The following is a 4,822-nucleotide window of genomic DNA, read 5'->3' as shown; positions in this document are numbered from 1 at the left end:
CCCGTCTTGGCCGTACGGATCTACAGATCAGCCGGATTGGTCTGGGCTGCATGAGCTACGGGAACCCTGTCACCGGATTGCATGCCTGGACGCTCGACGAAGACGCATCGCAACCGTTCTTCCGTCAGGCAGTGGAGCTCGGGGTCACGTTCTGGGACACCGCGAACGTGTATCAGGGGGGCAGCAGTGAGGAGTTCGTCGGCCGCGCAATCAGAAAGTATTCGCGCCGCGAGGACATCACCCTCGCCACCAAGGTGTTCGGGAGGATGCAGGAGGGCCCGACCGGTCAGGGCCTGTCGCGCGAGGCGATCTTGGAACAGGTCGATGCATCCTTGAAACGCCTCGGCACTGACTACATCGACGTCTATTACATCCACCGGTTCGACCCTGATGTGCCCGTCGAGGAGACCATGGAGGCGCTGCACGACCTCGTCCAGGCCGGCAAGGTCCGGTACTTGGGTGCGTCGTCGATGTTCGCGTGGCAGTTCGCGAAGCTGCAGACCGCCGCAGCAGTCGGCGGATGGACACCGTTTGTGGCGATGGAGGACCAGTACAACCTCATCAAGCGCGAAGAGGAGCGGGAGATGATCCCGATGTGCTGGGACATGGGTGTCGGGCTTACCCCGTACTCGCCGCTAGGCAAGGGGCGCCTCGCGCGCCCGTGGGGGGAGCAGACGCAGCGGGCGGAGACCGATGCCGTCGCGAAGACCTTCGACTCCCCGGCAGATGAGCCGATCGTCGATGTCGTTCACCGGATCGCGGAGGAGCGGGGTTTGCCGATGGCGCAGATCGCACTGGCGTGGGTGCTCCGCAACCCGGTCGTGGCCGCACCAATCGTCGGAGCGACCAAGGAAAAGCACCTCGCGGACGCCGTCGCCGCCGTTGACGTTGTTCTCACGGACGACGAGGTGTCGGCACTTGAGGCGCCGTACGTGCCCCAATCGCCCTACTGGTATTGACCGACGGAATCCCGTGAGGACCCCGTATGCCGCTTGATCCGTGGATCGAAACACACCTGCCGCTGCTGCACGCGATGGACGAACTCGGGGGGTTCGACACTGCTGAGGGACGCGCGAAGTGGGATGAGTTCTTCACCCCTCCGGGAAACTATCAACCGCCGCCGGTCCGCGTCGAAGACATCAGCGTCGCTCGGTCCGGCGGGAAGCCGCACCTCCGCCTGCTCGTCTACCGGCCGGCACACAACCGAGGGCAAAACGGCGTCGGGCTGGTGTGGATGCATGGCGGCGGCTTCACGGGCGGTGACGTGGACATGTTCGAAGCGGACGGGGTTGCACGCGAACTCGCCTTCCGCGCGAGCGCGACCATCATCTCCGTCGATTACCGGCTGGCGGACGCCCAAACGCACTTTCCGGCACCCGTCTCCGATGTGATCGACGCGATCGCGTGGGTTCGGCAAAGCGCAGCAGACCTCGGCATCCGTTCCGACCGCCTCGGCATCGGCGGCGCCAGCGCGGGCGCGGTACTCGCTATGAGTGCGGCGCTCATGATGCGGGACGCCTCCGAGGAAGTGCCGGCCAGGATCGTGCTCGCCTACCCCGGCATGCACCCGGTGCTGCCCTCACTACCGCACGAGCTCGGCGCCAAACTCACCATCGTTCCGCAAATCTTGAACTATGGCCCACGAGACGGCCGCGCCGACGACAACCCCGCGCTCCGCGCGTTCCTCGGCGGACCCGAATGGTCAGCAACCGCTCACTCCACCCCGGGTCTAGCCGACCTCAACGGCCTGCCCCCCACCCTGATCGTCAACTCCGAGTACGACGCGCTACGCGCATCCGGGCAACTGTTTGCAGCCCAACTAGCGCAGGCCGGCATTGACGTGAGCGTTCGCAACGAACGCGGAGTGCTTCACGGACACCTCAACCTCGCCCCCACCATACCCGCGGTCTCCGCGAGCCTCACCGCGATCACAGAGTTCATCACCCGCGACTAACGGGTACACCTCCGCAGCAACTGCGGACGCGAGACAGGATCGCTCAGGTGAGGGCGTCGTGTGGTGGTTCGTGAGGATCGTGAACGCCGTCGATTGATCGCCAGTTCGATCGTCATATCCATGATCGACTGCCCGATCGTCAGAGGAGACATCATGCATATCACGCGCATCCGCGGCGTCCGCACCGTCCGCATGCCGGAGAAACATCAGGACGGCGCGCTCCGCTTCCGCGGGCTGACCGACAGGCACGAGCGATGAGCGAGATCCGACCGCTCGACCTCACTTTCACCGCAACCCTGGGTCGAGTGAGAGAAGGCGACACCTGGGTATGCGTGCAGCTGCCGGACTCTGCCACGATCTTCGGCACCCGCGGACTCGTCAAGGTATCGGGAACCGCCGACGGTCACCCGTTCGCCGGCGCGTTCATGGCACTCGGAGACGGAACACACAAGCTGCCCATCTCCGCATCGATCCGCCGCGCAATCAACAAGGGCGAAGGCGACGAGGTCACCATCCACCTCACTCAGCGACGCAACTAGACCGCCCGCAAGCCGATCCTCAGTGGTCCTCGTAGGCCTCGCCGCGTCCTGGGCGGCAACGGGTCTGCGTACCGACGAGTCATCCTCAGTGCAATGTCAGCGTGACGCGCGCGCTGGGGCCACGAGGACCGACGATATGTGCCGAGGCTCGCGCTGATCCATGCCGCGGCGTCGACCGCCTGAGGCACTTTCAGGCGTCATTCCGAAGGTGTAGACAGGGTGCGTTGGACGATAGAGCAGACGCAAGGAGCGGAAAATGGCGACGTCGGCATCGGAAACGGCCCCCAACACGATCGTGCTGATCCACGGCTTCTGGGTCACGCCGCGTAGCTGGGAAAATTGGAAACAGCATTTCGAAACCAAGGGCTTCACCGTCATGACGCCGACATACCCGGGCTTCGAGGTCGAAGTCGAAGCGCTCCGCGCGGACCCGACACCGATCGAGAAACTCGAGGTGTCCGAGATCATCGGCATGCTCGAGACCCTGATCGGGAACCTCGACCGCCCCCCGATCATCATGGGTCACTCAGCCGGCGGGGCATTCACCCAGATCCTGCTCGACCACGGTTTCGGCGCGGCGGGAGTTGCGATCAACTCGGCACCAACCGAGGGCGTGAAAGTGATCCCGCTGTCCCAGATCAAGTCCTCGTTCCCTGTTCTGAAGAACCCCGCGAACCGGCATCGAGCGGTCGGACTAACCCCCGAGCAGTGGTACGACGTCTTTGCGAACACGTTCAGCGAGGAGGAATCACTGGCGCTCTACGAGCGGTACCACATTCCGGCCTCCGGCAAGATCTTCTGGGGAAGCGCGCTCGCGAACATTCACCCCGGGAAGGACGACACCTATGTCGACTACCACAACGACGCCCGACCTCCCCTGCTATTCATCTCCGGGAAGAACGACCCGCTCTTCCCACCCAAGGTGGGCCATTCGAACGTCAAACACTACAAGGCAGCGGGCACGGTCACCGAGATCGTGGAGTACGACGGACCACACTTCCTACCCGCGGTCCCGGAGTGGAAGACCATCGCAGACTTCGCCCTCGACTGGGCACTGAAGCACGCAACGTCGCGTTAGAAGTCGAGCCGTGCTCGGGACCGCGAGTCGCGAATGAACAAGCCGCGCATTTTTCTCGGATCCTCAGGGAAACAGGCCAAACTGGTCGAGTCGATCTCACGCGGGCTCGGCGAGATCGCCGACGTCGAGACCTGGATGACGACGTTCAACCCCGGGCAGAACACACTAGACCGACTCGTCGAACTGTCCGAAGAGGTCGACTTCGCGGCGTTCGTGTTCGCCCAGGATGACTGGACCTCGACGGACACCGCTCAGCCCGGTCAGGCGTCACCGCGCGACAACGTGGTGTTCGAGGCCGGGCTGTTCGGTGGGGCCCTCGGCATCCGCAGAACCTTCATTCTGCACGCGCGCGGGTCGAAGCTACCGACCGACCTCCTCGGGCTGACCTCCGTGCGTTACGAGCCGAGCACCACACCCGCGGAGACCCGCGGCATCATCGGCAAGCTCCGCAAGGCGATCGACGCCGAAGGTCGCCGAGGACCGATCGAGGGCCTGTGGTGGCAACTGTCCCTCACTGTGCGCAGCGACGAGGAACCGTCCGCGGTAGGCCTGCTACGCATCGGGCGAGACCGGGATGGCGCCTTGACCGTGACCGGACGGGCCTGGCAAGAGGACGGCATGCTGTCGGCCCGCTACTGGAGCGAGGCCGCGAGAGGCCACAAAGACCCACCGGGTATCTTCTACTACTGGAGGGGCGAACGCCCCCGCCACCCGAACGCTCCCCAACTCACCGGCACCGGTGAGATCAGACTGGAGACCGCCGACCGGGCCACCGGCTACTGGACAACCGAGTCTGACCGCGACACCAGCCTGCATGCTCGAACGGCCGGCATCTACCTACGCGCTGACCCCGAAGACCTTCGGGTCCTCGACGAGGCACCCCCGGAGGACAGAGCCGCGCTCCTCGCACGCCGCCTGGATGACTGGCGAGCCGCGGCGAACACGTTTTGAGACCAGAGTCAGACGCTCCCCGCTGGCGCGATCCTGATCGACCCCTCAGACCGGGGTCACGAAATCATGCACCGCTGAGACGGTTCGAGCGCGATCATTAGCGGCTGTTGCTCTACCCCGATCGTCGCACGCGCGCCGCACCCTGAGGAAGGCGCAGAAGTGGATCGATGAGCGGTCGTTCTGCAAGACACTCGTCAGCAATCGGGGAGACCCTGCGCGCTCAAGGACCGGCTTCCGCACCTCTGCCGGAACGGGCGACAAGCCGTGACCTAGTTGGCCATCCACGCCAGAGCGAAAATG

6 protein-coding genes are annotated in these 4,822 nt (G+C 64.6%); all 6 read left to right on the top strand.

Annotated features, from left to right (window positions below; translation table 11 throughout):
- Window positions 1-959: aldo/keto reductase (locus tag VFX99_RS11435; RefSeq protein WP_329666418.1), on the top strand; the 959-nt coding region annotated here is incomplete at its 5' end.
- A 26-nt stretch (window positions 960-985) separates the two neighbouring features.
- Window positions 986-1,954: an alpha/beta hydrolase gene (locus VFX99_RS11430; protein ID WP_329666417.1), complete on the top strand. Its 969-nt coding sequence runs from the start codon at window positions 986-988 to the stop codon at window positions 1,952-1,954.
- A 60-nt stretch (window positions 1,955-2,014) separates the two neighbouring features.
- Window positions 2,015-2,212, top strand: a complete 198-nt coding sequence (locus VFX99_RS11425; RefSeq protein ID WP_329666416.1) for a hypothetical protein — start codon at window positions 2,015-2,017, stop codon at window positions 2,210-2,212.
- Window positions 2,209-2,493, top strand: coding sequence for a DUF1905 domain-containing protein (locus VFX99_RS11420; protein ID WP_329666415.1), 285 nt, complete (start codon window positions 2,209-2,211; stop codon window positions 2,491-2,493). The genes VFX99_RS11425 and VFX99_RS11420 overlap by 4 nt, the downstream gene beginning before the upstream one ends.
- Before the next feature lie 256 nt (window positions 2,494-2,749).
- Window positions 2,750-3,571, top strand: coding sequence for an alpha/beta hydrolase (locus VFX99_RS11415; protein ID WP_329666414.1), 822 nt, complete (start codon window positions 2,750-2,752; stop codon window positions 3,569-3,571).
- Between the two features lie 33 nt (window positions 3,572-3,604).
- On the top strand, window positions 3,605-4,522 hold the full coding sequence (locus VFX99_RS11410; RefSeq protein ID WP_329666413.1) for a TIR domain-containing protein: 918 nt from the start codon (window positions 3,605-3,607) through the stop codon (window positions 4,520-4,522).
- The last annotated feature ends 300 nt before the right edge of the window (window positions 4,523-4,822 follow it).

The sequence above is a fragment of the Microbacterium sp. genome (genome assembly GCF_036277215.1).
Classification (GTDB): Bacteria; Actinomycetota; Actinomycetes; order Actinomycetales; family Microbacteriaceae; genus Microbacterium.
Note: the sequence above shows the minus strand (reverse complement) of the source record. Positions and strands in the feature narration are given on the sequence as shown.